This is a genomic window from Sulfurimonas sp. hsl 1-7 (assembly GCF_030577135.1).
GTDB classification, from domain to species: Bacteria; Campylobacterota; Campylobacteria; order Campylobacterales; family Sulfurimonadaceae; genus Sulfurimonas; species Sulfurimonas microaerophilus.
Window position 1 is genome coordinate 13,838 of sequence record NZ_JAUIRR010000007.1, and the last position, 26,633, is coordinate 40,470.

Here is a 26,633-nt window from a genome sequence, read left to right on the forward strand (position 1 = left end):
TACTTACAGGCTTACTTTTTGCTCAACTTTTTTGAAAGTTTCAATTACATCGCCAACTTGTACATCTTCATAGTTAGAGATAATAACACCACACTCGTAACCGTTACCAACTTCTTCAACATCATCTTTGAATCTTCTAAGACTCACTAGTTCACCCTCGAATGCAACAACACCCTCACGGATAACACGAACAAGTCCACCGCGGATAAGTCTACCGTCTTCAACAACACATCCAGCAACCATACCTTTAGGCGATTTAAACACATCCCTAACTGCTGCTTGACCTGTATTTTCTTCAGTAAATTTCGGTGCCATCATACCAGTTAACATACCAGTCATATCATCAAGTAATTGGTAGATAATAGAGTATGTTCTAATATCTACATTTCTTTGTTTCGCTAAGGCTTTAACTGAACCTGTTGGACGAACGTTAAATCCAAGAAGTACACAGTTTTCACTATTTGATACAAGTTCAACATCACTCTCTGTAATTCCACCGACACCGCTAGAGATGATATCGATTTTAACCTCTTCATTTCTAAGTTCTGAAAGTGAAGATTTGATAGCTTCAAGTGAACCGTGAACGTCAGTTTTAAGTACTACTTTAAGAGATTTAAGTTTCCCTTCTGCAATCATAGAAGTCATATCTTCTAGAGTAGATTTCGTAGATTTACTTAACTCTTTATGACGATCATATTCATAACGTTTTTGAGCGTATTCTTTCGCCTCTTTATCGTTTTTCATAACCATCATAATCTCACCTGCAGCAGGTACTTCATTAAGACCTACAACAACTGCAGTATGTGATGGTGGAACAGATTTAATCTGTTTTGCATTCTCATTGATAAGTGCTTTTACACGTCCGTGTGATTTACCACAAACAACGTTATCACCTACTTTTAATGTACCGTTTTGAACGATTACCGTAGCAACCGGACCACGCCCTTTTTCAAGTGAAGACTCAACTACAGCTGCTTTTGCATTTGCATCAGGATTTGCTTTTAACTCTAGAATATCAGCAGTTAAAAGGATATTTTCAAGAAGATCGTCAAGTCCCATACCTGTTTTTGCAGAAAGTGGAACGAATTCAATGTCACCACCCCAATCAACAGGAGAGATACCACGCTCAGCCATTTGTCCTTTTACAAGGTCAGGGTTAGCAGTTTCTTTATCCATTTTGTTAAGTGCCACAATGATAGGTGCACCAGATTCTTTAGCAATTTTGATAACCTCTTCAGTTTGAGGTTTTACACCGTCATCAGCAGCAACTACGATAATGATGATATCTGTAATATCTGTACCTCTTTGACGCATTGAACTAAACGCCGCGTGACCCGGAGTATCGATAAATGTAATCTCTCTACCGTGTTGAGAAATTGTATATGCACCGATATGTTGTGTAATTCCACCCGCTTCGTCTTCAGTTACTTTTGCTTCTCTAATTGCATCAAGAAGTGAAGTCTTACCATGGTCAACGTGTCCCATAATTGTAATAATAGGTGGACGTTCAACACCCTCTTCTTCAGTTTCAACTTCTTCAACATAGTTAAATTCATCTTTTGGATCTACGATAGTTACTTCAACTCCGAACTCTTCAGATAAGATCTCAATCTCATCAGCACCTAAGAAGTCATTTTTCGTCATCATCATACCAAGGTCAAAAAGAACTTTGATAATGTCACTCATTGGACGTTTTAATTTTTCTGCAAATTCGTAAACACGGATATCTTCAGGGATCTCTACGTGTGTTACAACTTCATCAGTAGGTTTGTCTTTAGTATATTTTTTACGTTTGTCACGAGAAACTTTTCTTGCTCTTGGAGCTTGTTTTTTATTTGCATTTCTTCCGATTGGTTTTGGTTGTTTCGGCTTTCTAGGCTCTTCTGGCTCAATAACTTGTCTTTCAGTAGCATTCAGGTCAAGTAAAACAACTTGGTCATCCATATCGATAGAAACATCAGCCAAAGAACCACCAAATATATCTAGTTTAGTACCTTGATCTTTTTTCGAAACAGGAGCAGTTTTTTCTTTATTTTTCTTCTTTTGTGCTAATTCTTGAAGAGCTTCTTCACTCATTTTTCCGTAAGAAGAAACAAGAGCTTCTTGTTTTTTCGGAGCTTCATAAACTTCTTCTTTTACCTGTTTTTTCTTTTTAACGATTTTTAAACCGGATTTTTTTACAACAGGTTTGATTCTAGGAGTAATATCAGCTGTTTTATCTTCTGAAGGTTCTTTTTCTTTAACCTCTTCTGACGTTGCCACTTTTACAGGCTCTTCTTCTTTAGCCTCTGAAGTTGTAGAGTTGTCAATTTTTGCTTTTGGTTCTTCTTTTGTAGGAGTTGCTTCTTTTTTATCTTCTGTCTTTGCTTTTGTTTTTTTCTCAGGTTTTGCTTCTGTTTCAGATGGTTCACCATTCATAATATAGTTTGCTAAACCTTCTGCTTGTTCCATTGTTACAACACTTTGTGCAGATTTAACATCTATTCCCATCTTATTGGCTTTTTCTAAAACATCTTTAGAAGTAATCCCCAATTCTTTAGCAATTTCGTGTACTCTAACTTTTTCACTCATTAATGACAATCTCCTTTAATTTACTCATAAGTTCATCTTTTTTACCACTACGGCACTGTCTCATCAGTACTTTGGCAATCTTCTTTTCATCATCTAGACAAACTTTACAAAAATAAAAACTTCTTCCAACTCCGCTAAATGCAGATATCTCTCCATCTATACATCTAAGCCTTAAAAGATTTTCTTGTGTGTGCTTTTCTCTACAAGCTACACACATCCTCGTTGGTCTATAAAAATTTTTCGCCATTATACCCAAATAATACTTGATCTTTACTGTTTATCTCTCGATTATCAAACCGCTATTATCAAAATCTAAAATTTTGACAGCAAATTCCGGAAACTTTTGCTTTAAACGGTTTGCAATCATCGCTGCATCATCATCATATGCTAGTGAAAAGAATGTACTTCCACTTCCAGATAACGTACTCATTAACGCACCACTTTCATACGCAACTTTTTGTACGGAAAAAAGTTCAGGCAATGTTTTCATTCTTGCTTTTTGATGGAATCTGTCTTGGGCTGCAAGCTTTAACATCTCCCAATCCTCATTAAAAAATGCAGCTACCGTCAAAGCAGTATGCGACAAGTTGTACACAGCATTTTCTTTAGAGTATGATTTTGGCAAAATTGTACGAGATTTTGATGTATTCATCTGCTTGTTTGGGATAACTACTACTGCTTTAAGATAATCCGGCAGATGTTTCTTTTGAGAGAACACTTTATTTTTCTCAATAGTTGCAACATTAAAACCACCCATTACAGCAGGTGTAATGTTATCGGGATGCGGTTCATACACAAGTGCGTGGTTTAAAATACGACGCTTTGAAACTCTAATGTTTGCAGCTTCATGTGCAGAAGCGATAGCACTTACGATTACAGCAGATGAACTTCCCAATCCTCTAGACATAGGGATAGAGTTATAAAATGTAAACTTGAAATTTTGCTTTTTCTTTGTCAGTCTTGAATAATGTTCATTAAAAATGCTTACAAAAAGGTTATTACCTTTAAGTCTTGCATTGTTTTCACCTTCACCCTTAATACTTACACTAAAAAACTTTGATGGATGAAATTCAACTCTATTTCTTAAATCAACTGCCAGACCTAATGAGTCAAACCCTGGCCCTAAATTTGCAGATGTAGCTGGTACACTAATTATCACTAATACTTCCCTATTAAACGGCAGCTATTTTATACAGCGGTGCCGCTTCCTTACTAAAATCTTTATACTCGAGTAGATCGGGGAGCTGAAAACTCGCCACCGGTACTGTTTCTAATTTTTCTGTTTTTATATCGTCTTGCATTTTAACAAAAAATAGCTTTCCTATCGCTTTTATAGGTTGATTATTATTAAAATAAAAAGCATCTCTTGCATACAGCGGTATATCTTTGAGGACACTTAATGACTTTAAAAAGATATATGCCACTTTAATAGCCATAAAACTCCCCGGTCCATTAACATAAAAAAGTGCTTGAAGATCATACTTTTGTAAAATCTCTTCAAAAATCAGAGGAAGAACATCTGAACTTTTTTCCTCAGATTCGATCACATCGATCAACTTTTGTTCTTCATAAATCCCTATCATTATGGGTGAAGTCAAAGTAATACAGACAACATCAACTTTTTTACGCATATGCTTTTTCTAACTCTCTTAACTCTTCACCTACAAGTTCTATAACTTCATAGTTTTCAGGGTTTTTCAATAACTCTAAAGTAAGTTGATGATTCAAATCATGACTTCCTGCAAATGCTTCATAATTTCCGATAAAGTTCATCCCTATAAGACTCATATCACCGATCGCATCAAGTATTTTATGACGTACGAACTCATCATCGTAACGCAATCCTTCAGGATTTAGAATCTTTTTTTCATCCAATACAACGGCATTTTCTAAACTACCGCCAAGTGCCAAACCTTTTGAACGAAGATATTGTACTTCATGTAAGAACCCGAAAGTTCTAGCCCTGGAAATCTCTTCTTTATACGATTGTTTCGTAAACTTTAATACATACGCTTGTTCTTGAATTACCGGGTGTGGGAACTTGATAGTAAAGTCGTAACTCAAATCTTTTGCAGGAGATAGTTTTACATACTTATCGCCCTCTCGTACCTCAACATCTTTTTTAATTCTCATAATGCGTTTTGGCTTATCAAGCTCAACAACTTCAGCCTCATCTAAAAGCATACAATAACTTGCACTACTTCCATCCATTACAGGTACTTCATCAGCATCTACCACAACTCTTAAGTTGTCAATTCCGTATGCATATACGGCAGAGAGAAGGTGCTCAATCGTAGAGATCACATAACCATCTTTACCTATTACAGTAGCCATCTTTGTATCTACAACATTTTCAGGTACTAAGGGGATAGAGACATCAACATCACTGCGATAAAAGACGATCCCGCTTTCTGCTTCCAATGGTTCAAGTCTTAATTTAACCGGTGAACCTTTGTGCAGTCCAATTCCAACGAGTTCAACACTCTTTTTTATAGTTGTTTGATACATATCAGCCTCTATCTTTGATCTATAATTTTTTTAGCTTCTTTAATTATATCACTTATATTTAATTTTATCCACTGTGCATCCATCCACTCTTGCGGACGAACTTCGATCCCTTGTACAAGTACACCGAAATGAAGGTGGTCACCCATTGCATATCCGCTTTTACCAGTATTTGCAATTTTAGAGTTAGCCGGAACATGTTCACCTGCAGTCACATCTACACTTGAACAGTGTCCATAAAGAGTGTACAGACCTAAACCGTGTGAAATAATCGGCATATTGCCGTATAAGCCGTTATAGTCTGTAAACACTACATTCCCACCATTTTGACTCTTAATAGGAGCCATAGCATAACTTGCAAGATCTAAACCTAAATGGTACGCTTCACTTACAAACTCTTTCTCATAATAGTATTTTCTATGGTCACCGAAATGTGCTACAACCTGCCCGTTTTTAAGAGGATAGATCTTTTTCATTTTAAAGTCACTGATCATCTCATCTGAAACTTTTGAAGTGATCTCATGGATTAACTTCTCATTTTTAGCACGTACATCTTCGTTAATAAGTTTAAATTGTTCTAATGAGCCCTCTACACCCTGTGTCTCTTCAAACTCTTCTGCAAGGTCATAAATTTTCCCTTTTAAAAACTTATCTGAAAGATTGATGTTGGAAACTTTGTATGCTTTATCTTTGAGGTATAAAGGCACATATGACTTAGCAACGTTTCCTGCACTGTCCGTTGCTATTACAGTCGCTTTAAATCCCTTGTCAATAACAGGCCAAGCTAATAGAGCTATATAATACCCCTCTTTATAAAAAGGTTGTGCTTTAAATTTTTTGTTATTGTTTCCAAGTACGTAAAAATCTTCAAGATTTTCATCTTTTACACTAAAGATAACAAGTGCTGAACCACCACGAGAGATCTTGTAAGAGTTATTAATAATACTTACATTCGGTCTTTTTTTGTCTATCGTTAATTTATAAAGTTTTAGTGCCGTATTACCGTTTAGCATATTCCATTTACTAGTATCGTTTGCTTCAACAATAATCTCAATTTCCTTATCTTTTAAAGCATACATACCTCTTGGAGGTTCGATCGAAAGCTCAAGGGAATTCATTGGAGTGATAAGCTGTTCAAATTGCAACTGCTTCACACCCTTAGAAGTTTTCATAGAGATTTTATAAGACTTAATTCCGCTTGTATCACTAATTTTTAGATTTAAAGGCTCTTTTAAATTCCAAAAACCGTTAGTTTTTAAAGTAACCTCCGGTGCAACTCTTTCAAATGTAGATGAAAAATAGATATATAAACCTCCACCTACAAGCACTAACATTAAAAATAGTGTTACGAACGACGAATTATTTTTTCTTTTCAATTGTATCCCTTTATCTCTTTTATAACTTTATTTTCATCCTGTTTTATCAGAACAACTTTACTTACATGTGCTATCTCTAAAAGCTCTTTAGAGACAAAAAAAGCATCTTCTAAGTCCGCACCGCTTTTTTTTAGTATCTCATCATCAATGTATACCTCTGCCAAAGTTCCCTCTTCTTTTAAAAGAAAATTTGCAAACAGAGCAGATTTGAGTCTAAAAAGCGCTAAACTTCTACTTTCTCTCAAAGAGCGATAACATAGCCGACAATCTGCCCCGAGTGAAATCAGTTCACTTAAAACAGTCAGTTTTTGACTCTCGCACAAAACATTACGTGATTCATCTTCTACAAGAAATGAGCTGTAAAAAGCGGTTGCCATCTTAGCATTAATCTTAATAGATTCTGATTGCAACTGCGCATAAACTCCTAATGTATCCAGAGAGATTTTTATCTCAAGGTCACAAGAGTTTGGTATCTGTTTTCGTACTTTATCAAACCAAGGTAAAAAAGTAAACTTTCTATCAAGCTCTTCCTCTACTACCAAAGATACTTTTTTGTGTAGAGTGAGTATGTATGTGTATAGTACATTAGCCAATGAAAAGGATTCATTATCGCTAATCAGCACAATATGTTTACTTTCTTTTATCTTATTGAGTTCAATCAAGAGTCTGCTACTTTTTAAGTGAAATTATAGCCTATCTTTTATTCATCTTGTAAACATATGCAAGAACTTCTGCAACTGCGGCAAATAGAGCTTCAGGGATCGGTTTGTCAATCTCTACATCACTATATAAACTACGTGCTAACGGAGGATTTTGTACTATATGCACATCATTTTCCCGTGCTATCTTTTTAATCTGCTGAGCAATATTGTCCACCCCTTTAGCAACAACTATCGGTGCACTGTATTTATCCTGATCGTACTTAATAGCAACTGCGTAGTGTGTCGGATTGGTAATAACCACATCAGCTTCGGGAACTTCTGCCATCATTCTACGACGAGCCGTTTCCATCTGTATCTGTCTGATTTTTGACTTAACAAGAGGATCCCCCTCCATGTTTTTCATCTCGTCTTTAATCTCTTGTTTGGACATTTTGAGTCCGTCAAAATATTGTTTTCTTACAATGATTAGGTCAATAATCGCAAACACAAAAATGATCAAAAGCATCACTAAAGAGATGATAATCATCTTGTCTTTTAACCAGGAAAGCTGCTGATCCAGTCCAAAGAGTGCAACTGTCGGCAACTCTAAGATAAAGTAAAAGAAAAATACAAACCCTACACCCAAAGTGGTAAAAGATTTAAAGGTGATCTTGATCCCCTCTATCAATTTTTTCATAGAAAAAAGATTCTTTGTCCCCTTAATCGGGTCTATTTTTTTAAGATCGGGAACAATCGCTTTTGTTGTAAACAAGAATCCAAACTGCGCAAAAGCAGCAATAATACCTGCGATAGCGACAGCAATAGCCAGCGGCATCATCATTAATAACACTTCACGAATCGTTACCAGCACGATATCCATTACAAAAAGTTTATCAACGGGTGTACCAACTAAAGAGAAGTAGTACTGAAAAAGCAATAACATGTGTTTTGATATAAACGGAAAAAGCATCAATGTAGCCAAAATAGCTACAAATAAGGTGATAACACCTGAGGCATCTTGAGATTTGGGGACATTCCCCTCTTTGCGGGCGTCCTCTATCTTCTTGGCGGTGGGTTCTTCGGTCTTTTCCTGATCGTCAGCCATCTAAACCCGTTCCCGCTTTATTAAGAGATTTTCATAGAAAGGTCTATCCAGTTTGCCTGATGGATTAGGGAACCTGAACTGATTGCATCAACACCTGTTTTTGCATAAGACTCAATAGTCTCTAGAGAGATATTCCCACTTGCTTCAAGTAAGATATGTGGATGATTAGCATTACGATACTCCACAACCTCTTTTACCTGCTCGGGAGTCATATTGTCACACATAACTATATCCGCTTGTGCTTCAAATGCCAACTTTGCAATTTCAAGCGTTTCAGCTTCAACTTCAATCTTAGCGGTAAAAGGGATAACCTTTCTCGCTTTTACAATATATTCTGCAAGATTGTCGATAGTTTTTAAGTGAGTATCTTTGATCATTAGAGAATCATCAAGTCCCATTCTGTGGTTTGTAGCCCCTCCGCATCTAGTAGCGTATTTCTCAAATACTCTTAGCATAGGACGTGTCTTTCTAGTATCTAAAAGTTTTACACCGTACGGAGCGATTATTTCAGCATATTTTCTTGTAAGAGTTGCTATTGAGCTTGCATGCAGAGCAAGGTCCAAAAGAGTTCTTTCAGTTTTTAAAACATCGTGTGAAGCACCTTTTATGATTGCAATCACATCCCCTTTTACAAAACTTTCTCCATCTTTTTTACCCCAGATAACATCAAGGTTTTCCTCTTTTGCCAACACGTCAATATATTTTACTCCTGCAAATACACCGTCGCATTTAGCAATAATATCTGCTTTCGTAGGTACACTCTCTTCTACTAAAGCATAGAGATCACCACGCCCGACATCTTCAGCAAGTGCCGCTTTTACAAACTCTTTAATCATAATGCCAACATTCTTTCCAGAGCAATTTTTGCCCATTTTTGAGTCGATTCATCAACTTCGATCTCATTGATAGGTGCACCGTCTTCGATCGATTTTAGTGTTAGATACACATCTTCTAAAGTTGTCTCATTCATAGTTGGACATTCAGGTTTTGTCGAACTTAAAACATAAGTGTTTTTCGGACGTAAACGGTTTACCATATTGAACTCTGTTCCAACTGCCACTTTTTGATCTTCAGGAAGTTCAGTAATATACTTAATAAGCTGTGAAGTTGAACCCACAAAATCACTCGCATCACAAATAGCAGGATCACATTCTGGGTGTGTCGCTATTTTAATTCCCGGATATTTCTTTCTGTAAAACTCTATATCTTCAACAGTAAAAAGTTGGTGAACTGAACAAAAACCGTCATAACAGATGATATCAGCCTCTTTAGGATCACCCTCTTGACCTATAACCATAGATTTTAGTCCCATTTGGTTTGCAATGTTTTGTCCTAAACATCTGTCCGGAACGAAAAGTATCTTTTTACCCTCTTCTAATGCAGTTGTTATAATTTTTTTAGCATTTGAGCTTGTACATACCATACCGCCCATCTCACCAACTTTCGCTTTTACATCTGCATTTGAGTTGATATATGTGATTGGAAGAATGTTTTCACTTGGAATTCCGTTATCGTTTAAATACTTTACAGATTCATCATAGTAAAGTGAATCGATCATTCTTGCCATTGCACAACATGCTATCTTTGGCATTACAACACGTTTTTCAGGACTTAATACTTTAACACTTTGCCCCATAAAACCAACACCGCAAAAGAGTACAAACTCTGCATCATCAGCTTGAGTTTTCATTGCAAGCTCAAGTGAATCACCTGTAATGTCACCTATCTCAAACACTTCATCACGTTGATAGAAGTGTGCGACAACCGTAACACTTAGCTTCTCTTTTAATCGTTGTATCTCTTGTTTTAATTCTTCGTTACTTAATTTCAAAAAATATCCTCAAATTAATAGTGTTGTAATTATATCAAAATTTATTTAGCATAATAAGTGTAAAATACGCCCACTAAAAAATTTAAGGTTATATATGGATTTCTTATTTAATATAAATATACAGTTTTATATCGCTGCATACTTAGTCGGTGGTATCCCTTTTGGTTTGCTGCTAGCCAAAGCATTTGCAGGTGTTGATGTAAAATCAGCAGGAAGTAAAAGTATTGGAGCTACGAATGTTTTACGTGTTGTAAAGGAAACAAATCCTTCACTGGCAAAAAAACTTGGTGCTGCTACTTTAGCACTTGACGCACTTAAAGGGGTAGCTGTTTTAGCAGTTGGATATTTTGCAGGTGTAAGTGAAGCAACAATGTGGGCTATAGCAGTTCTGGCTGTAATCGGGCACTGTTTTTCACCTTATTTGGGACTTGAAGGCGGTAAAGGGATCGCAACAGGTATGGGTGTAATGATGTTTATGCTTCCTATTGAAACTGCAATCGCTTTAGTGGTATGGATTGTTATGGCAAAAACTGTACGCATCTCGTCTATCTCATCTTTAACAGGTGTTTTAGCGATGTTAATTTCAAGTTTCTTTATACATCCGGATATTGCTCATGCACCTGTTGTATTTATCGTATTTATTCTGTTTTACAAACATATTCCAAATATTGTTCGCCTGCTTAAAGGTGAAGAGAAACGGGTAATCTAAATTGAAGATCTATGTTGAGGATTTAAGATTCCAATGTATCATAGGGATCTTGGATTTTGAAAGAGTAACTCCACAGGACGTTATCATCAATCTCGAACTTGAATACGATTTTCAAGAGGAGTTTATCAACTACGCAGATCTTGCTTCAGAAATTAAAAATACTATGATAAATGAAAAATTTCTTCTTTTAGAAGATGCTATTGAGAAAATTTCAAAAAATTTACAAGAAAATTTTTCAAAAATAGATACTCTTAAACTAAAAATCACAAAACCCTCTATTTTACCCGACTGCAGGGTAAGTGTAGAGGATAGTTTCCATTTTAATCTTAAATAAAACTTCATTTTTTTTTAAAAAAAATTGAAAAAAACTTTAAAGTTACCTAAAATTATGCTATTATTCCGCACAAATATTTAACTCATAGGAAAAAATTAATGCGTATTCTTATTATAGAAGATGAAGTAACATTAAATAAGATGCTTGCTGAGGGACTAAAAGAATTTGGTTACCAAAGTGATGTTGTTGAAACTTTAAAAGATGGTGAATACTACCTAGACATCCGTAACTACGATTTAGTTCTTATGGACTGGATGCTCCCGGATGGTAACTCTGTAGATATCATTGGTGATATCAAAGCAAATACACCAAAAACAGTTGTTGTTGTTCTCTCTGCTAGAGATGATAACGAAAGTGAAATCGAAGCACTTCGTGCCGGTGCTGATGACTATATCAGAAAACCATTTGATTTTGAAGTATTAATTGCTCGTCTAGAAGCAAGACTTCGTTTTGGTGGAAGCAATATCATCGAAATTGAAGACTTAACAATTAATCCTGAAGAGGAAAAAATCACTTACAAAGAGACTGAGATTGAATTAAAAGGGAAACCTTTTGAAGTTCTTACTCACCTTGCACGTCACCGTGATCAAATCGTGTCTAAAGAGCAACTTTTAGATGCTATCTGGGAAGAGCCGGAACTTGTAACTCCAAATGTAATTGAAGTTGCGATCAATCAAATCCGTCAAAAGATGGATAAACCTTTAAGTATTACTACGATAGAAACTGTTCGCCGCCGCGGATACCGTTTCTGTTTTCCAAAAGAAGTAAGCTAAATAATGGTATAATCTCCTAAAAATCTTAGGGGATTATCGCACATGTCACGACAACAGAGTATAAGAAAGAACTTCTTAGTTCAACTGTTAATCTCCTCTGCTTCACTCATTTTAATATTTTCCTCACTATTATACTTTTATATCGAAAAATCTATCTATGATGAAAAAAGAGACGAACTTATCCATTATGCACAGAACATCTCTAACTACAAAGCAGTGTATGATTTTGGTGAACTTCCCGACAACTTTTTATCTTTAAATATTGAAGTTATATCTCTTATCTCTCCGACCGATCAGATAGATGTTTATGAAAAAACTTCAGGCGATAAGACCTTTTTAACACTAATCTACCCTTTTGATACAAAACAAAATGTTTATCTCAAGCTTGTCAAAGATGTATCACCGACAAAAAAGCTTCTTAAAAAGATTGTCAACTATATCTTCATAATCAATATAGCGGGCTTTTTACTTGTAATCTTATATGCTATCGCGCTTTCAAAAATGTTGGCTTCTCCTATTAAAAAATTGAGTCAAGATCTTGCAAATATGAATGAACACCTTATGAAGCCTATTCAAATGGATGAAATTCCACAAGAGTTTGCACCATTAGCAGGTACGATCAACCATCTTATTGCAAGGATTCAAAACTTTGTAAAGTACCAAAAAGAGCTCTTTATCGGAACTGCTCATGAATTAAAAACTCCCCTTGCAGTTATCAAGCTCAAAAACCAGGTAACGTTAATTAAAAAACGCTCTGCCGAGGAGTATATAGAGGCTATTAATACTACCAATAAAACGATTGATGAGATGAATGTGATTGTATCAAATATCTTAAATATCGGTCGTCAGGAGGGTGCACAGCTTGATCAGCCTCAAGAAGTAGATGTGATTGAGCTTCTCAAACAAAAGGCAAACGATTTTCAACTTTTAGCCGAGAATGAGGGGAAAACTTTAGAGATCAGTTTTGCTCCTGATGTATTTATGGCGACAATTCAAGTGGGACTGCTCAACCAGATCGTTCAAAACTTTTTACAAAATGCTTTAAAGTTCACGCCACAAGAGAAAAAAGTTACGTTGAGAAGCTCTCAAGATGATTTTGGACTCTTAATCGAAGTTATCGATGAAGGGTGTGGAATTGATGAGAGTGTCGACCTTTTTGCGCCGTTTAAAAGACAGGGAAATAAAAGTGGTGTAGGTCTTGGTCTCTTTTTAGCAAAAAGCGCTGCTGATGCTTTAGGAGCTAAGATAAAACTGGAAAATAGAGATGATGGTATTGACGGAACAAAAGCTACATTACAACTCAATTCTCAATTATCTTGTATAATTCCTCAAAAATAGATCGCTTTCAAATTTACTAAAGGTTTATTTTGTTATAAATCGGACACGTAAAACAAACTAATATACTATAAGGTTTTTGAATATGGCATTATTAATTAATGATGAATGTATTGCATGTGATGCTTGTCGTGAAGAGTGTCCAACAATAGCTATAGAAGAAGGTGATCCTATATACTTTATAGACCCAGATAGATGTACTGAATGTGTTGGTGTATATGATGAACCAGCATGTATCTCTGTATGTCCTGTTGATTGTATCGTTCCGGATCCGGATAATGTTGAAACAATTGCTGAATTAAAATTCAAATATAAAAACTTAGACTTAGAAGAGTAGTCAATTTGGCAAAGCGCGTCTCAGTGATAGATATCGGTTCTAACTCGGTTAGAATGGTTATCTATGAAAAAACCTCACGCTTTGCGTTCCACCTGTTACACGAAGAGAAATCTAAAGTTAGAATATCGGAAAATGCATATAAGCATGATGGAGTGCTTCAAGAGACTCCTATGCAAAGAACATTTGATGCACTTGAAAACTTTTTAAGGATCTCAGATTCTTTTAAAACAAAGAAAGTGTTATGTGTAGCTACTTCTGCACTTCGTGATGCTCCCAATAAACAAGAATTCATTCAAAAAGTAAGAACAAAACTAAAACTCAATATTAAAATAATCTCAGGTGAAAAAGAAGCTTATTTCGGTGCAATCGCATGCGCAAATCTTTTACCCCAGCAACATAATGCCATGAGTATAGATATTGGTGGTGGTTCTACAGAGATTGCTTTTATAGATGCACACAATGTCTCTCATACCCAATCGTTAAAACTTGGAACTGTACGCCTTAAAGAGTTGTTTTTTGATACTAACGATATAGATGGTGCAAAAGAATTTATACAAGCAGAGCTTGATAAAATTCCAACAAAAGAGATATCTAGTTTAGTTGGTATCGGTGGAACATTTAGAGCAATCTCTTCAGCTATTCAAAAATCAAAAGAGTATCCGCTTAATAAACTCCATGCATTTGCATATGAACAACCCATCTTTGTAGAGTATATCAATAAGATTTTGGATGCAGATGAGATAGAACTCGGTGAACTCTTTATTAAGTCAAACAGATTTGATGTAATAAAACCTGGTGCACTTATCTTAAAAATGCTTCTAGAAAAGTTTGCTATTACAGACATCATCACTAGTGGTGTAGGTGTAAGAGAAGGTGTTTACTTATCCGATCTGCTTCGTTCATCTAAACATCAATTTCCTGCGAACTATAACACTTCTGTAAGATATATACTCGATGCACACTTAAGCGATAAAGAGTTTTCAAACAATCTTACTAAGGTTTCAAAACAGCTCTTTGATCTTACACATACGTTTTTCAATATAGACAAAGTATATCGAGAAAGACTCTCAATTGCAGCAAAGTTATATCCTACGGGAAGTAGTATCCATTTTTATTCACAAAATAAACATAGTTATTACATTGCCCAAACAGCATTGGAATACGGCTTTACACATCAGGATATTACCCTTATCTCAACACTGATGAAATATGCGAGAAATAAACTCCCTGCAAAATCTCATCTTGAAAAATATCAAGAGCTTTTACCTAATGAAACAACTGTAAATGCATTAAGCTTTCTTCTGTCTATGAGTATTATTCTTCTCAGTCACAGACCTAGGAACATAGACTTTGAGCTTGCATTTAATGATGGTGTATTGGAAGTAAAAAGCAGTAGTAATCTATATCTAGTAAAAGATAGTGTAGAGAAACTACAATGTTTAAAAGATTTTAGAGTTATTTTTAACTCTTAAAATCTTTGTCCCATCGTAAATTCAAATGTTTGTGTTTTATCACCGTCTTGCGGATTGATCGCTTTTGCGAACATTAACTGAATCGGTCCAACCGGGCTAAACCACTCAATACCTGCACCGTAACCTGCACGAGAGATATCATTATTTAAAAGTGAAGCATCTGTCACACTTTCACCAATGAATCCCCAGTCAAGATACGTTACAAGACGCATTTTTGCTTTTGGCACAAGTGGAAAACTCACCTCTAAAGAGTTTGAAAATGTTTGTGTACCACCTATTCTTCTAATTCCGTCAGTTGCAGCAGCATCCGCTACCGTTGGTGAAAGAGAGTAAGATTCATACCCTCTAACACTACCGATACCACCCATATAAAATTTCTCAGCTAATGGTACATATCCGTTGTCTAAGATATTATAAAATCTTGCCTTGTATCTAAGGATGGCATCAAAGCCTACAAACTCGTCTAAACCTTTATATGCCGAAAAATTCGTTCTAGATTTTAAGTAGTTTGCATCTGAACCTATACCTGCTTTCTCGAAACTTTGTGAAAGTTCAAATCCTGTTCTAGGAAGATAGTAATCATCCGTATTATCCCATTTTACACTTACCGTTACACCCGATTTAGCATACTCTTCAAAATAGTAACTAGGGTATTGAGATGTGTTAAAGTCAGATGAAAACGTATATGAGTTTTTAGAGTATCCATATCCTAAGTATCCACTGATATATCTAGAAAATCTATGTCCAATACCTACAGAAGCTCCATCAGTTGTTACAGAGTAATCATTGTAATCATATGAAGAGTGAAAAACTGAAAAGTTACCTGAAAAGTCGCTATCGTTAAGTCTAGGATTTGAGATGTTAAACGAAATATTTTTATTTGTTTGTGATTTTTCGGCTTTTACACCAACATTGATACCGCTTCCCCAAATATTTCTGTCACTTACACCGATACTTACAAGAAGTCCACCGTATGAACCATATCCACCACCAACTTGAATGTTACCTGTCGGAGCCTCTTTTACTTTTACAACAAGGTCCATAGTTTCATTATCTACTCTTTTTTCTTCGATCGTATTGCTATCAAAGTATCCAAGTCTTCCTATAGAGTTTCTTGAGTCTTTTAAATCTGTTAAAGAGTACATATCTCCAGGTCCGAGATAAAGTTCACGACGGATGATACGATCAAGTGTTCTTGAGTTCCCGGAGATCGTTACGTTTCTGATTTTTACTTTTTCACCCGGATTGATCTTAAATACAACCTCAACAGTTTTATCTTCTTTATTTTTTCTAAGATCCGGAACAACTTGTACAAATGCGTATGATTGGTCAGCAATAAGTGTTTTTATCTTCTCTGCATCTTCTCTAAACGTTTTAATGTTAAACACTTCATCAGCTTTTAACTCTAACAGTTCTTCTATCTTCTCATCTTCAATTACATGTTTTACCTGATAGATTGAAACCTTTGAGATTGTATACTGTTCACCCTCAACAATCTGATAAGACATATCCGCTTTATAGCTGTCAAAGTTTACACGTACGAACGGTTCATCAACTTTTGAATCAAGGTAGCCGTGCTGCATATAATAGTCACGGATTCTAAGATTGTCATATTCTAAATCACGAAGAGACATTTTCCCATCGTTACGACCCCAGAACCAGCCCATAAATTGATGCTCTTTATTTGCGATAACTTCATCAAAGTCGTCACTGTCTAAACCGTATACACCACTGTAATTTAGACTGTCAATGATGATCTCTTCACCTTCATTGACTAAAAACGTAATTTTAATACTTCCGTTTTCCAGATATGTTGTTTCAACTTCTACAACAGAGTCAATTTTTCCCTCTTGTGCTATCGCCTCAACTATACGATTTTTAGCAGCTTCAATCTTTTTTTCATCATACAGTGTCCCTTTTTTAATCTGGATAACACCGTCTTTAAACTCATCATCGTTTTCTTTATAGCCTTTGAGTTCAACTTTTGAGATAATAGCTTTCTCTTTGAAATAATAATTTAACTCACCATCTTCAAACTCTGTCCACACATCGTTGAAGTATCCTTGATCAAAGAAAGTTTTTATCGACTTATCAACCATCTCAACATCTATCTCGTCACCCTTGTCAAAACCTAACATACGAAGTGCTACACTGTCAGATATATGCACCATACCATGAAACTTGATAGAGTTCACAATCTCAGCAGCTAAACTAGATGTAAAAACTAAAAATAAAACCGATAAAAATATTTTCATTAAAATTCCATACTTAAAATTGGAGTAGATTTTACCCCTTTTGAGGTTAACATTAGGTAAATTCTGTATAATTTGACAAAAAATAGAAAGATAAAGAATATAAATATGAATATTGCAATAATCGGCCTTGGTTTAATGGGTGGTTCTTTAGCTTTAAGCTTACAAAAGTTGGATTTTGTAGAGAGTGTTGTTGGTTACGATCATAATGAGAACCACCAGACTACAGCTTTAGAACTTAATTTAGTACATAAAATAGTTTCATTTGAGCAGGTAAAAAAAGCAGACGTGATTTTTTTAGCTATTCCGGTAAACGGTGTTATAGCTGCTCTTGAAAATCTTAAAGATGTGAGTGAGACAACAACTATTATCGATCTTGGAAGTACAAAAGAGAAGATTGTAGCTTCGGTACCTAAAGAGATACGCAAAAACTTTGTAGCTGCACACCCAATGACAGGGACTGAAAATTTTGGTCCGCAAGCTGCCATTGAAGGTCTTTATGAAGATAAAGTTGTAGTACTGTGTAATCTTGAAGATAGCGGTGAGCTTCAATGTACAAAAACGAAGCAGATCTTTAAAGCACTCAATATGAAAAAGATCTTCATGAAAGCACATGAGCATGACCGCCACGCCGCTTTTATCTCGCATATGCCGCACGCTATCTCTTACTCATTGGCAAATACGGTAATGAAACAAGAAAATAAACACAATATTTTAGCACTTGCAGCGGGTGGTTTTCGGTCTATGAGCCGTTTGGCAAAAAGTTCCCCAAATATGTGGGAAGATATTTTTAGACAAAACAAAGCAAATATTTTAGAGGCAATAGAACTTTTTGAAAATGAACTCTCAAATATGAAAACAGCTATCGAAAATGATGAGTGGGATGCTGTACATAAAGGGATGTCGGATGGAAACAAACTATACGATATCTTTAAGTGATACCGTATTTTTTTATAATCTCTTTTAGTTTTGTCTTATCAACCTGCTCTTTCTCAGAAGAGTAAAGGTTTTTCTCCAAGATCTCTACGATTTTTCTTACATCCCCGTCAATATCTTTATACGGTAACAGTTTTACAAGAAGTAGTTTTTCATCTTTTAAAGAGAGCTTTTGTTTCTCATTTTTTGAAAACTTTCTCCCTTTTAAGAGCATCACTACTATACCGATTAAAATACCGAAAATAAATGCTAAAAGTACAGAGAGATAATCTGTTTTTGCTGTAACTTCACTTTGTGTAGCAAATGGTTTTTCCTCTACTTCTTGCTCTTTTTTTATGTTCAGCGGCTGCTGTGTTTTTTGTGTAGAACCGTGAACTTTAATATCTATAGGCCGTGTCTGTATAGTTTTGAGCTGTTTTGTTTTTGTATCGAAAAATGTAACTTCAAAAGGTTTGATCGTAAAGTCATGATCTCCCACAAAAACAAGTTTTTGCGTCAAACTGTTTCCGTTTAGTTCACTCTTTTCATCAAAAACATTCACACCGTCTATATGGGGTTTAAAACTCTCAATATCTTCTAAATTTCCGCTGCCTTGCACTTTTACAACTACATTAACGGCCTCATTTGGATTGACACTTATTTTATCTACACTTGTAGCAATAGTAAAGTCCCCTATTAATTTCGCATCATGGGGCAGCGGTTTCACATCTAAAGTGATCTCATTGGAAAAATAGCTCTTCCATTGTACCTGAGGCATAAACGTCGGACTCCACCCTTGCGAGTTTACCCTTGATGCCACCCGTAGTTGTGCCGCTGAAATCGTAACATTTCCCTCCCGTTGAGGAGTGAGTACATACTCCACTTTTGTCAGCACATACTCTCCGTCCTCACTTCTGCTCGGTTTAGATTCACTTTTTTTCCATAAACCTTTAAAGTCTGATGGTAAAAATTTACTGTCTACCACAGAAGCACTTTGCTTTTGTTTGAGAAGCAACGTTAATGTAATACTCTCCCCAACATAAGGATCTGTTTTAGAAACATCATATTCTAAAAGAAAATCCCTTCCCGCTTGTGCACTCTGCTTTTTAACCTCCAGCTTTACGCTGTTTGATTTTACTACCTTTCCGTCAAGCTCCACCTCAACAGGATCAATTGTACAACTTTTTTGTGCTATAAACTGATATACGTATGTATATGTCTTTTTATAATCGGTTCCAATCATTTCAATATTTGTACGTGAACCGCTTGAGATAATATTGTGTCCGCAAAGTTGATAGATAGATGGTTGCACAGCGTCAGAAGCGTCTACTTTTAAGGAATAGGTCACCATATCACCGAGAGTTACTACTTTCGGAGAGATGCTGGCACTCACACCTCCGTATAAACTGCTTACTAAAAATAAAAATAATATAGAGATTTTACCAAGGCTTTTCATCTTCACTCCTTTGGATTTTTTGGTCTTGATTGAGTTGGTATAGAAATGTTTTTTGTTTATGGTTTAAGGCTTTGAGCCATTTTTTCTCTTCAGCATCACTCATAGTATCTTGCTTATGGGCTTGAGCAGCACTGGAGTTTTGAGGATCTAACTTCTCCTCTTTATTCTCCTGTTTTTGTTGCTCTGACTCTTTTTGTTTCTCTTGTTCATTCTCTTTTTTGTTCTCTTCCTGCTTTTTTTGCTCAGATTTTTGTTTTTCATCTTGCTTTTTGTTTTGCTGCTTCTCTTTACTATCACCCTGATTTTGTTGCTGATCGTTTTGCTCTTTCTTCTGCTCGTCGTTATTTTTTTTCTGATCTTTTTGATCTTTGTTTTGTTGTTTTTGATCTTGATTCTTTTTATTTTCCTGTTGTTGTTTTCTCTTCTTTAGAGCTTTTTCAACCGCTTCAAGATTTTCACGAATATCTTTATCATCTTTTAGTTTTAATGATTTTTTATAGGCATCTATTGCACTTTGTAAACTTTTTTCATCACCCATTTTTGCATAAGAGTTCCCGATATTTCCGTATTTGTTTGCTTCTGAATCATCATCTATAAAGTGTGCTTTTGTATAGTGTTCAATCGCTTTTTTATACTCTTTTTGTCTATATAGGGCATTTGCACTGTTATAGTAACTTGCATCGTCTTTATGGGTTGTTGCATAGTTTTTGTAAAGCTCTTGTGCTTTTTTGTACTCTTTGTTTTCATAGGCACTTTTTGCATTGTCCAGGTCAACAAAATCCAATACACCCGCTTTGAGGTTTGTACCTCCAAATAGTGCTAGGGCTAATAAGATAGTTGCAGGTACTTCAACATGTTGGCGTTTACTCATTGATGATGTTGCAATCAGAAAAATTATCATTGCCAAACCTAACGGATAGTAAAAGAGTGGAATATACTTCTCAATCTTTTTCGATTTTAACTCTTTTTGCTTCGCGATCGATTCGATCTCGCTTATCATCTTTTTAATATCCTGATCGGAGTTCACACTCTGGATATACACACCGCCTGTATTAACAGCCAGTTCGGAGATATTTTCATTTAGTTTTGAGATCACTATATCACCGTTTTGTTTGATAAACTCACCGTTTTTCTCTCTGATCGGAGCACCTTGAGGAGTTGCTACACCAATTACAAAGAGAACAATATTGTTCTCTTTAGCAAATGCTATCTCCTCTGAGAACTCCTCTTTATCACCCCCGTCACTTAAAACCAGAAGGTACTTTTGCTTATCACTCTCTATATTATTTTTGACAACTTCAAGCATTGAGAGAAGACTTGTTCCCTTCTCTGTTATTGAATCGGTATCGAGCTTATCGAGTAAAAAAGAGACCGCACTGTGATCGAAACTAAGAGGAGAGACAAGGTAAGAGTTTTTCGCATACGCGATCACACTTACACGCTCATTGGGTGCCATTTTTAACAACTCCAAAGCTTTGTGTTTTGCAAGTTTCAACCTGTTTGGATAAAGATCTTCTGCAAGCATCGAATCAGATATATCTAAAGCCAAAATAATATCTGCACTTTTAGCCTGAATCTCTATTTCCCCCTCTTTGATCACAGGAGATGCCAATGCAATTACCATCAAAACCGCCATTAAAAAAAAGAGTGCATTTCGGGCTCTTAGTGTCAATGTATTTGCACTCACACGCAGTTTTTGCATCACGGGCTCAGAGAAGAAAGTTGCCTGTGACTCCTTTTGTGTCAGTAAAAGAACAAAGAGTATAAATACAGGCGGAAGCATATAGTATAAAAACTCCGGATGTAAAAAGCTCATCACATACCTCCCCGTTTATTTCTCAAATAGACATAAAACATTAACGATAAAAGGGCCACGAAAAGAGGATAAAAATAGTAGTACTGTTTATAGGTAAAAGTCTCATTCTTGATCTCCGATTTCTCTAGCTTATCGATCTTCTCATAGATCTCTTTAAGCTGTGAAGCGTTTGAAGCGCCGTATGCTACACCACCCGTATCTTGCGCTATTTTAGATAGTACCGCGCGGTTATATTCATTGGGTGCACCCACTCCGATCGGATATACTTTAATCCCCTCTTTTTTAGCCATATCAAGGGCAACATCAAGGGGAATCTTATCAACCCCTGCCGTTGAATACCCGTCTGTTAAAAGAATTGCTATTTTTGTTTTAGAATCACTCTCTTTTAAGAGGTGAACACCTTGTGCCAGTCCCTCATAAAGTGCCGTGTATTTTCCTGCGATCCCTTCATGAAGCTGCATAACCAGTGAAGAGAGAATGTTTTTATCGTAAGTAAGCGGTGAAGCGATAAAAGAGTACTGCCCAAAGACAACAAGCCCCATATTATCGTTCTCCCTTTTTTGGATAAAGTCGCTTACTATATTTTTGACAATATCAAAACGACTTGATCCCGGGTTTAACATATCAAATCCGCGCTGAGCCATAGATTCCGATGCATCTAAAATAAGTGCTATCTCGTACCCCTGCTTAGGTTTTAACTCATAGGGCTCGTCTTTTACCGGTGACATCAAAGCCAACACCATCATAACGATGCCAAGCCATTTGAGTAAAAACAGAAGTTTTGAGCTAGCTATAGAGTTTTTTATAAACTGTGTGGAGTGGGGAAAATAGATAGAGGGTAATCTCATTTTACACAGCGTCTCACACGCTATGTAAAAAAAGATCACAAATGCGATCTTAGGGAACTCAAAATAGATGCCATCAAACATCTAACATCCCCTTATATACATCGATCTGTCGTAATGTTTCACCATCGAAAGGTTCAACACTTTTTTTATACTTATACGGTTCCAACTTCTCCACCATAAGCTCATAATGTTTAAGATGTCTTGGTGTGTCATCTTTAAACGTTGCACCATAGAGTGTGAGATCATACGCCGCTTGTTTTGTCTGTTCAAAATCCAACGCTTCTAGGATCGTAAAGTGTTCTTTTCTTTTGTTGTACTTTTTTCTGTCTCGTAGATATCTATAAAGAAGATACAGCATCCCTATAAGAATAATAGATGTGATCGTAACGATTGCAATAAAGTAATATAAAGAGTACTCTTGCACTTCAATCAGGGGTTTTATATCGTGGAGCGGTATATCGTAAGTATTGTCTAGTTTATCCATCACTATCTCCCCTCAAAAACACGTCTGAGTGCTACACCCACACTGTCATCTGTATAGATCTTTGTAAAACGAATCTGTTGTTTTCTCAGTGCTTCATACAGCTTTCTGTCGTGAGCATGCACTCTTTTTGCATACTCATTTACACTTGCTTTATTAAAGTCACCCTCAAGCACCGCTCCGCTTTCTGGATCCACCAAAGAGGCAAATCCCATTTCAGGCGGTTTCTCCTCTAAATGATCACGTACAATAACTGCTACCACTTCATGTTTTTTAGCTAGAACTCGAAAATCGGGAATCTCAAAAAAATCTCCGATCACAATAATCAAAGATTTTCTTTTTATCCGTTTAAATAGGGTCTGGGCAAGATTATCATAATCCGCTTTTTGATTTAAAGGGTCAAACTCCAAGATCTCTTCAACTGCACGATGCACCTGAAACACTTTTTTACTCGGTTTAAGATGGGAGATTAATCTATCGCTAAAGTTATAGTTGGTTAAGAGATCGCCGTTTTTAATTACAGAGAAACTCAGCAGTGCTACAAGTTCTGCGATCACATCTTGTTTAAAGCGTTTTGAACCGAAATGGATACTTCCGTTGAGCATCGTTGCAACGACAACATTAAGTTCCCTCTCTTCGCGAAAGATCTTGATATAAGGACGCTGCATCTTAGCAGTGATATTCCAGTCTATATGACGAATATCATCTCCGGCCATATACTCTCGCAGCTCTATAAAGTCATACCCCTCCCCTTGAAAGATAGAGGGATTGTTTCCAACCATCTCCGAAAACACTTGACGACGAGCTTTTACTAAGATCTTTTGTAGTTTAGACAACGTATGACCCCTTATGGAATAGGAACTATCTCAAGAACTTTTTGGATAATTTCATCCGTTGTTACACCGTCAGCTTCCGCTTCATATGTTAAAACAATACGGTGTCTCATCAACTCTTTTACGATGTAAGCAACATCTACAGGTGTTACGTAATCTTTTCCGCGCATAAATGCCATCGCTTTTACAGCTTTGAACATATCGATACTAACCCTTGGAGATGCACCGAACTGGATAAAATCTTTAATCTCTTCAAGTCCATACTCTTCAGGATTTCTAGTAGCTGAGATAAGCTCGATCATATACTTCTCAACCTCTTCATCCACATGGATATTTTTGATAGCTTGTTTAATTTCTGCAATCTCGTCTTTATTTAAAACCGCTTCGATAGTCTCAAAGTTTCCGGCTGATATACGTCTAGCTATCTCTAACTCTTCCTCTTTTGTGTTGTATCCAACAATAAGTTTTAGCATAAATCTGTCTAACTGCGCTTCTGGAAGTTGGTAAACACCCTCCTGTTCAACAGGGTTTTGTGTAGCCATTACGAAAAACGGCAGATCGAGTTTAAAAGATGTATCGCCAATCGTCACCTGCTTTTCCTGCATCACTTCAAGTAGAGCCGACTGTACTTTTGCAGGTGCACGGTTGATCTCATCTGCAAGTAAAAGGTTTGTAAAGATTGGACCTTTTTTAATTTTAAACTGATTGTTTTGAGGATCATATATCTCAGCGCCTAAAATATCTGACGGTAATAGATCGGGGGTAAACTGTGCACGTTTAAAGTCTAAACCTAAAGCTTTTGACAGTGCATTTACGGTTGTTGTCTTTGCAAGACCGGGAACACCTTCTATTAGGATATGCCCTTCACATAAAAGTGCTATTAAAAGAGAGTCGATCATTTTCTCTTGACCCACTACAACTTTTGCAACCTCTTTTTTAACTTCTTCAATCTTACTTATCATACTTACCCTACCTAATTTATATAAAGTACTGTAAGTATAATCGTTTGAGGTAAATAATTTCTAAATATTGATATTTAATACTTTATCAATTCCATCTTTTTGAATTTTATCATTCAATTGTCTTACTAAATCCTGAATTGCAACATCATATCCCTGTGAAGACTGTCCCACTAAATGAAAGACATTTGATGCAACATTTGCACCTTTATAGTTGCTTGTTACAATACGAAGTTCTGCCCTAGCTAAAGTAAATCCATAAGCATTTGCCTTCGTTACTGAAGTATTTATAGCAATTTTATAGTGCATCTTTGAACTTGCGGTATTCACTTTAAAATTTCTTTTACTTAGTGCTTTTGCTATTGGTGCTTTTAAGTTTGCTATATTTGATACTACCGAAAAACTAATATTTGACTGATAATATCTGTATTTTTTATTTACGCTATTGAGTGTTTGTAAATAAACTTCCGAATTAAAACGGTTATCTAACTCTTTCATCACAACTAAAGTATGTGGTAAATTTTCTAACTCTTTTTGTAGTTTTTTGTAAAACAGATACTTTCCAAGAGCATCATCACCCAAGTTTTTTTCATTTGCCTTAGCGAGTGCAATCGTTTGATCTATCTCATGTTTTAAACTTCCAAATAGTTTTTGCTTATCTGATTTAATTAAAACTGCATATTTTCTAAAACCTAAACTTTTTGCCTGAATCACTTCATAGTTACTGATTCTTATCTTTTTTACATCTGAAGATATATCGGATTTGTAAACACCCTCATGAGAGTTAACACTCCCCTCTCTTACTGTTGTTTTTGCATTATAGCTTGAAGAGATCGAAATGCTTAAAGTTGAAGCCATATAGTTTAAAGCATTTGCTATCGCTTCTTCTTTATTTTTCCCTTCACCTATCGCATATAGTGTTGCGCTGTTTGAAAGAGGTGGGTTTTGATACCATCCCGGGAGCTCTTGTTTTATGAGGACCTGAGGCTCTTTTGTTGCACCACATCCGCTAAGGAGAAAAATTAAAATTAAAGGAAGGAAATAGAGGATTCTCATCTGTTTATTTGCTCCATTGAACGTTGACGTTTTTCTATTAAAGTATCTATTCTGACAATTGCCGTGTTGATCTCTTTAATAGGCTCAATCATCAAGTTATCCGCATAACCGTAATACTCTTTTGCCTCTTTGTATTTTCCTTGTGCTTCTTTTATAACGCCTAAGTTATAAAAAGGGACATAACTTTTTTGATTTGTCGAGTCTATAAGCTGTGTTAAAAGCTGTTCCGCTTTATCATATCTTCCTTGCTCGATATACTCTAAAGAGACCTCTAAAAGTTTTTCATCTCTATCACTGTATTCTATATCAGGCTCCTCTAACAATACCACGTTAAAACGTCTATAATGAGGGGTTAATTTATATGTAAATGCATCAGCTATAGAATTTGCCAACGATTGTCCGGACATCCCTCTTGACGGCAATACTTTCGAGTCATCACTACAGTGTTTGTTTGTCATCGATCTAGTTAACGTATCTGCATAGATGATATCCCCTTTTGCAACATCAATAATTCTCATATCGGCAGAAAGACTTGATACCCTTTTTGTACAACGTACATTGTAATAAACAAGCTCTTTACACTTTAGATCTGCACATTTCACACGTTTTTCATAAAAACTACTATCTTGAAGTGTCGGAGTGCTCACTCTACCCGATATAATTGCCTGGGCTCCAATAATATTTCCAACTTTTACTGCATCCTTTGGATCTACCAAGCCGCTGTTTTGCAGTTTTTGTTCACTAATAATATCGTTAAAATCTTTTCTGCTGACTATAGTAAAATATTTTTTTCTATCAAGTCTAAAACCCGCTAGTTTTGCTTCAACTTTGTCAGAAAGGCCTACTCTATCGTTTTGAAAATATGTTACTGTCACTTTTTTTGTTTGTGAAATTCTATCAACCTCTGCAGGCTCTAATGCAGAGATACCAACTTTTTGTGCACACCCACTAAAAAATATCGCTAATATCGCAACACCCCATAACGTTTTTTTCATCAAGTCCCCTTTGTTGAATCATTTTAGTTAAAA

The 26,633-nt window shown here is 36.0% G+C and carries 26 protein-coding genes; 7 read left to right on the top strand and 19 right to left on the bottom strand.

Annotated elements, in window-relative coordinates; translation table 11 throughout:
• Window positions 1-3: 3 nt before the first annotated feature.
• From infB to nadA, 10 genes are all read right to left on the bottom strand, one after another.
• Complete coding sequence (infB, locus tag QWY88_RS11260; RefSeq protein ID WP_304546498.1) at window positions 4-2,571, bottom strand: translation initiation factor IF-2; 2,568 nt, start codon at window positions 2,569-2,571, stop codon at window positions 4-6.
• Entirely contained in the window at window positions 2,564-2,788 is a 225-nt protein-coding gene (locus tag QWY88_RS11265; protein WP_304546499.1) for a YlxR family protein, read from the bottom strand. Before QWY88_RS11265 ends, infB begins: the two co-directional genes overlap by 8 nt.
• A 60-nt stretch (window positions 2,789-2,848) precedes the next feature.
• The gene (thrB, locus tag QWY88_RS11270; protein WP_193112975.1) at window positions 2,849-3,730 is read right to left on the bottom strand and encodes a homoserine kinase; all 882 of its coding nucleotides are present in this window, start codon (window positions 3,728-3,730) and stop codon (window positions 2,849-2,851) included.
• A gap of 13 nt (window positions 3,731-3,743) precedes the next feature.
• Window positions 3,744-4,202 carry a hypothetical protein gene (locus tag QWY88_RS11275; RefSeq protein ID WP_304546500.1) on the bottom strand — a complete coding sequence of 153 codons (459 nt, stop codon included), beginning with the start codon at window positions 4,200-4,202 and terminating at the stop codon, window positions 3,744-3,746.
• Window positions 4,195-5,079, bottom strand: a complete 885-nt coding sequence (gene lpxC, locus QWY88_RS11280) for a UDP-3-O-acyl-N-acetylglucosamine deacetylase (protein WP_304546501.1) — start codon at window positions 5,077-5,079, stop codon at window positions 4,195-4,197. The genes QWY88_RS11275 and lpxC overlap by 8 nt, the downstream gene beginning before the upstream one ends.
• A gap of 8 nt (window positions 5,080-5,087) precedes the next feature.
• Complete coding sequence (gene pgp6, locus QWY88_RS11285; RefSeq protein ID WP_304546502.1) at window positions 5,088-6,452, bottom strand: peptidoglycan metallopeptidase Pgp6; 1,365 nt, start codon at window positions 6,450-6,452, stop codon at window positions 5,088-5,090.
• On the bottom strand, window positions 6,449-6,994 hold the full coding sequence (locus tag QWY88_RS11290; RefSeq protein ID WP_304546503.1) for a hypothetical protein: 546 nt from the start codon (window positions 6,992-6,994) through the stop codon (window positions 6,449-6,451). Before QWY88_RS11290 ends, pgp6 begins: the two co-directional genes overlap by 4 nt.
• 151 nt (window positions 6,995-7,145) lie before the next feature.
• On the bottom strand, window positions 7,146-8,198 hold the full coding sequence (gene flhB / locus QWY88_RS11295) for a flagellar biosynthesis protein FlhB (protein ID WP_304546504.1): 1,053 nt from the start codon (window positions 8,196-8,198) through the stop codon (window positions 7,146-7,148).
• A gap of 20 nt (window positions 8,199-8,218) precedes the next feature.
• Window positions 8,219-9,034 (bottom strand): carboxylating nicotinate-nucleotide diphosphorylase, encoded by an 816-nt coding sequence (nadC, locus tag QWY88_RS11300; protein WP_304546505.1) that lies wholly within the window; start codon window positions 9,032-9,034, stop codon window positions 8,219-8,221.
• Window positions 9,031-10,029: a quinolinate synthase NadA gene (nadA, locus tag QWY88_RS11305; protein ID WP_304546506.1), complete on the bottom strand. Its 999-nt coding sequence runs from the start codon at window positions 10,027-10,029 to the stop codon at window positions 9,031-9,033. The genes nadC and nadA overlap by 4 nt, the downstream gene beginning before the upstream one ends.
• A 94-nt stretch (window positions 10,030-10,123) precedes the next feature.
• Between nadA and plsY the strand changes: the two genes are divergently transcribed.
• The 6 genes from plsY (at window position 10,124) to QWY88_RS11335 (ending at window position 14,989) form a co-directional block, all read left to right on the top strand.
• Window positions 10,124-10,738, top strand: a complete 615-nt coding sequence (gene plsY / locus QWY88_RS11310; RefSeq protein WP_304546507.1) for a glycerol-3-phosphate 1-O-acyltransferase PlsY — start codon at window positions 10,124-10,126, stop codon at window positions 10,736-10,738.
• Between the two features lies 1 nt (window position 10,739).
• Window positions 10,740-11,072, top strand: coding sequence for a dihydroneopterin aldolase (locus QWY88_RS11315; RefSeq protein WP_304546508.1), 333 nt, complete (start codon window positions 10,740-10,742; stop codon window positions 11,070-11,072).
• Window positions 11,073-11,170: 98 nt separating this feature from the next.
• Window positions 11,171-11,845, top strand: a complete 675-nt coding sequence (hsrA, locus tag QWY88_RS11320; protein WP_193112985.1) for a homeostatic response regulator transcription factor HsrA — start codon at window positions 11,171-11,173, stop codon at window positions 11,843-11,845.
• A gap of 42 nt (window positions 11,846-11,887) precedes the next feature.
• Window positions 11,888-13,183, top strand: a complete 1,296-nt coding sequence (locus tag QWY88_RS11325) for a sensor histidine kinase (protein ID WP_304546509.1) — start codon at window positions 11,888-11,890, stop codon at window positions 13,181-13,183.
• An 82-nt stretch (window positions 13,184-13,265) separates the two neighbouring features.
• The gene (locus QWY88_RS11330; RefSeq protein WP_304546510.1) at window positions 13,266-13,517 is read left to right on the top strand and encodes a YfhL family 4Fe-4S dicluster ferredoxin; all 252 of its coding nucleotides are present in this window, start codon (window positions 13,266-13,268) and stop codon (window positions 13,515-13,517) included.
• Window positions 13,518-13,522: 5 nt separating this feature from the next.
• The gene (locus tag QWY88_RS11335) at window positions 13,523-14,989 is read left to right on the top strand and encodes a Ppx/GppA phosphatase family protein (protein WP_304546511.1); all 1,467 of its coding nucleotides are present in this window, start codon (window positions 13,523-13,525) and stop codon (window positions 14,987-14,989) included.
• Here QWY88_RS11335 and bamA read toward each other — a convergent pair.
• Window positions 14,986-17,244: an outer membrane protein assembly factor BamA gene (gene bamA / locus QWY88_RS11340; protein ID WP_304546512.1), complete on the bottom strand. Its 2,259-nt coding sequence runs from the start codon at window positions 17,242-17,244 to the stop codon at window positions 14,986-14,988. The two genes, QWY88_RS11335 and bamA, sit on opposite strands and share 4 nt — an antisense overlap.
• A gap of 105 nt (window positions 17,245-17,349) precedes the next feature.
• On the opposite strand from bamA, the gene QWY88_RS11345 reads away from it, so the two are divergent.
• Window positions 17,350-18,180: a prephenate dehydrogenase gene (locus QWY88_RS11345; RefSeq protein WP_304546513.1), complete on the top strand. Its 831-nt coding sequence runs from the start codon at window positions 17,350-17,352 to the stop codon at window positions 18,178-18,180.
• On the opposite strand, the gene QWY88_RS11350 is transcribed toward QWY88_RS11345, so the two are convergent.
• The 8 genes from QWY88_RS11350 to QWY88_RS11385 are packed head-to-tail and all read right to left on the bottom strand — an operon-like array spanning window position 18,173 to window position 26,600.
• On the bottom strand, window positions 18,173-19,612 hold the full coding sequence (locus QWY88_RS11350) for a BatD family protein (RefSeq protein WP_304546514.1): 1,440 nt from the start codon (window positions 19,610-19,612) through the stop codon (window positions 18,173-18,175). The genes QWY88_RS11345 and QWY88_RS11350 overlap by 8 nt on opposite strands.
• A complete protein-coding gene (locus QWY88_RS11355; protein ID WP_304546515.1) occupies window positions 19,596-21,428 on the bottom strand; it encodes a VWA domain-containing protein in 1,833 nt (610 codons plus the stop codon). Before QWY88_RS11355 ends, QWY88_RS11350 begins: the two co-directional genes overlap by 17 nt.
• Window positions 21,428-22,357 (bottom strand): vWA domain-containing protein, encoded by a 930-nt coding sequence (locus tag QWY88_RS11360; protein WP_304546516.1) that lies wholly within the window; start codon window positions 22,355-22,357, stop codon window positions 21,428-21,430. Before QWY88_RS11360 ends, QWY88_RS11355 begins: the two co-directional genes overlap by 1 nt.
• On the bottom strand, window positions 22,350-22,760 hold the full coding sequence (locus QWY88_RS11365; RefSeq protein ID WP_304546517.1) for a hypothetical protein: 411 nt from the start codon (window positions 22,758-22,760) through the stop codon (window positions 22,350-22,352). Before QWY88_RS11365 ends, QWY88_RS11360 begins: the two co-directional genes overlap by 8 nt.
• Window positions 22,761-22,762: 2 nt before the next feature.
• Window positions 22,763-23,593, bottom strand: coding sequence for a DUF58 domain-containing protein (locus QWY88_RS11370; protein WP_304546518.1), 831 nt, complete (start codon window positions 23,591-23,593; stop codon window positions 22,763-22,765).
• Between the two features lie 11 nt (window positions 23,594-23,604).
• Complete coding sequence (locus QWY88_RS11375; protein ID WP_304546519.1) at window positions 23,605-24,552, bottom strand: AAA family ATPase; 948 nt, start codon at window positions 24,550-24,552, stop codon at window positions 23,605-23,607.
• A 60-nt stretch (window positions 24,553-24,612) separates the two neighbouring features.
• Complete coding sequence (locus QWY88_RS11380) at window positions 24,613-25,605, bottom strand: LPP20 family lipoprotein (RefSeq protein ID WP_304546520.1); 993 nt, start codon at window positions 25,603-25,605, stop codon at window positions 24,613-24,615.
• Window positions 25,602-26,600, bottom strand: coding sequence for a CsgG/HfaB family protein (locus tag QWY88_RS11385; protein WP_304546521.1), 999 nt, complete (start codon window positions 26,598-26,600; stop codon window positions 25,602-25,604). Before QWY88_RS11385 ends, QWY88_RS11380 begins: the two co-directional genes overlap by 4 nt.
• Window positions 26,601-26,633: the final 33 nt, after the last annotated feature.

What these genes read in the sequence shown, in the direction of transcription:
- infB (WP_304546498.1), bottom strand. Translation starts at nt 2,571, where the DNA reads ATGAGTGAAAAAGTTAGAGTACACGAAATTGCTAAAGAATTGGGGATT.
- QWY88_RS11265 (WP_304546499.1), bottom strand. Translation starts at nt 2,788, where the DNA reads ATGTGTGTAGCTTGTAGAGAAAAGCACACACAAGAAAATCTTTTAAGG.
- QWY88_RS11275 (WP_304546500.1), bottom strand. Translation starts at nt 4,202, where the DNA reads ATGCGTAAAAAAGTTGATGTTGTCTGTATTACTTTGACTTCACCCATA.
- lpxC (WP_304546501.1), bottom strand. Translation starts at nt 5,079, where the DNA reads ATGTATCAAACAACTATAAAAAAGAGTGTTGAACTCGTTGGAATTGGA.
- flhB (WP_304546504.1), bottom strand. Translation starts at nt 8,198, where the DNA reads ATGGCTGACGATCAGGAAAAGACCGAAGAACCCACCGCCAAGAAGATA.
- nadC (WP_304546505.1), bottom strand. Translation starts at nt 9,034, where the DNA reads ATGATTAAAGAGTTTGTAAAAGCGGCACTTGCTGAAGATGTCGGGCGT.
- plsY (WP_304546507.1), top strand. Translation starts at nt 10,124, where the DNA reads ATGGATTTCTTATTTAATATAAATATACAGTTTTATATCGCTGCATAC.
- hsrA (WP_193112985.1), top strand. Translation starts at nt 11,171, where the DNA reads ATGCGTATTCTTATTATAGAAGATGAAGTAACATTAAATAAGATGCTT.
- QWY88_RS11325 (WP_304546509.1), top strand. Translation starts at nt 11,888, where the DNA reads ATGTCACGACAACAGAGTATAAGAAAGAACTTCTTAGTTCAACTGTTA.
- QWY88_RS11330 (WP_304546510.1), top strand. Translation starts at nt 13,266, where the DNA reads ATGGCATTATTAATTAATGATGAATGTATTGCATGTGATGCTTGTCGT.
- bamA (WP_304546512.1), bottom strand. Translation starts at nt 17,244, where the DNA reads ATGAAAATATTTTTATCGGTTTTATTTTTAGTTTTTACATCTAGTTTA.
- QWY88_RS11345 (WP_304546513.1), top strand. Translation starts at nt 17,350, where the DNA reads ATGAATATTGCAATAATCGGCCTTGGTTTAATGGGTGGTTCTTTAGCT.
- QWY88_RS11350 (WP_304546514.1), bottom strand. Translation starts at nt 19,612, where the DNA reads ATGAAAAGCCTTGGTAAAATCTCTATATTATTTTTATTTTTAGTAAGC.
- QWY88_RS11355 (WP_304546515.1), bottom strand. Translation starts at nt 21,428, where the DNA reads ATGAGCTTTTTACATCCGGAGTTTTTATACTATATGCTTCCGCCTGTA.
- QWY88_RS11360 (WP_304546516.1), bottom strand. Translation starts at nt 22,357, where the DNA reads ATGTTTGATGGCATCTATTTTGAGTTCCCTAAGATCGCATTTGTGATC.
- QWY88_RS11365 (WP_304546517.1), bottom strand. Translation starts at nt 22,760, where the DNA reads ATGGATAAACTAGACAATACTTACGATATACCGCTCCACGATATAAAA.
- QWY88_RS11375 (WP_304546519.1), bottom strand. Translation starts at nt 24,552, where the DNA reads ATGATAAGTAAGATTGAAGAAGTTAAAAAAGAGGTTGCAAAAGTTGTA.
- QWY88_RS11380 (WP_304546520.1), bottom strand. Translation starts at nt 25,605, where the DNA reads ATGAGAATCCTCTATTTCCTTCCTTTAATTTTAATTTTTCTCCTTAGC.
- QWY88_RS11385 (WP_304546521.1), bottom strand. Translation starts at nt 26,600, where the DNA reads ATGAAAAAAACGTTATGGGGTGTTGCGATATTAGCGATATTTTTTAGT.